The sequence below is a fragment of the Pseudomonas sp. PDM22 genome (genome assembly GCF_014851965.1).
Lineage (GTDB): Bacteria > Pseudomonadota > Gammaproteobacteria > Pseudomonadales > Pseudomonadaceae > Pseudomonas.
Map to the genome: position 1 here is coordinate 1 of NZ_JACVAR010000020.1, position 1,533 is coordinate 1,533.

The window sequence follows — 1,533 nt, forward strand, 5'->3', positions numbered from 1 at the left end:
TCGCCAGGTCGGCGCCGGAGACCGAAACGCTCCAGTTGCCGTCCTTGTCGACCGCTGCGCTGTAGGTGGTGCCATTGAGCTTGAAGCTCACCACGTCGCCCGTCTGGAACTCGCCGCTCGCCTTGCCGCTGATGGTCTGCGGGCTCTTCGATTCGGCGATGTTGACGATGTCGTCACCGGCCACCACGTTGATGGTCAGGGTCGCCACCGGCGCGGTGATATCCACCGAGTAGTCGTGGGTAGCAGTGGCGCTGGCGCTGTTGCCTGCCGCGTCGGTCGCCACGAAGCTCGCCTCGATACGGTGATCGGCATCGGCTACCAACTCGGCGCCCGGAACACTGATGCTCCACTTGCCTGCCGCGTCGATCTTGCCGCTGTAGGTGACGTCGTTGACCACGATCTTGACGATGTCGCCGGCACGGCCGCCGGTGGTACCACCGGTGATCTGCTGGGCGGTCTTCGACTCGGCCAGGTTGACGATGTCGTCGCCGGCCACGATGTTGATGTTCAGCGAAGCTACCGGCGGTTTGTCGATCACGGTGTACGCATGATCGGCGACCACGTCGGCCACGTTGCCCGCCGCATCGTGCGCCACCAGGGTGGCGTGGATGTTGGTTTCCTTGGCCAGGTCGGCGCCGGAGACCGAAACGCTCCAGTTGCCGTCCTTGTCGACCGCCGCGCTGTAGGTGGTGCCATTGAGGTCGAACTTGACCAGGTCGCCGGTCTGGAATTCACCGGTAGCCTTGCCGCTGATGGTCTGCTGGACCTTGGCTTCTTCGGCGTTGACGATGTCGTCGCCGGCCACCACGTTGATGGTCAGGGTGGCCACCGGCGGGGTGGTGTCGATGACGATCGGGTAAGGCTGCGACGGATCGCTGATGTTGCCCGCAGCGTCTTCGGCCTTGACGGTGAAGTCATGCTCGCCTTCGGCCAGGGCCTTGTCAGCCGGCACTTCGAACGACCAGGTGCCGTCGTCGTTGGCGGTGGTGGAGCCCAGCTCTTTGTCGCCGTCGAAGACGTGGATGATGTCGCCCTTCTCGGCACCGTCGCCGGAAATCACCGGGGTAGTGTCGTTGGTCGAGCCGTCCTTCGGCACGTCGATCAGGTGGGCCGGATCATCGTTGTCCACCACGTCGCGGATGGTCGGCGCCGAGGAGTCGAGTTTCACCTCGTAACCGTGGTCAGCCACGATGATGCCCACGTTGCCGGCGACATCATGAGCCACCAGGGTGGCGTGGATGTTGGTTTCCGCTGCGAGGTCCGCACCGGCTACCTTCACGCTCCACTTGCCGTCCTTGTCGACCGTCGTGCTGTAGGTAGTGCCGTTGAGCGCGAAGCTGACGATGTCGCCAGTCTGGAACTCGCCGACAACCTTGCCGCTGATGGTCTGCTGAACCTTCGACTCTTCGAGGTTGACGATGTCGTCGCCGGCCACGGTGTCGATGGTCAGGGTCGCTACCGGTGCGGTCAGGTCCACGGTGTACGCATGGCTGGCCTTCACGTCGGCACTGTTGCCAGCGGCATCGTGAGCCA

The 1,533-nt window shown here is 64.1% G+C and carries 1 protein-coding gene; it reads right to left on the reverse strand.

Features of this window, described 5'->3' with window-relative positions; translation table 11 throughout:
- Positions 1–1,533: Ig-like domain-containing protein (locus IB255_RS30445; protein ID WP_192211277.1), on the reverse strand; the 1,533-nt coding region annotated here is incomplete at both ends.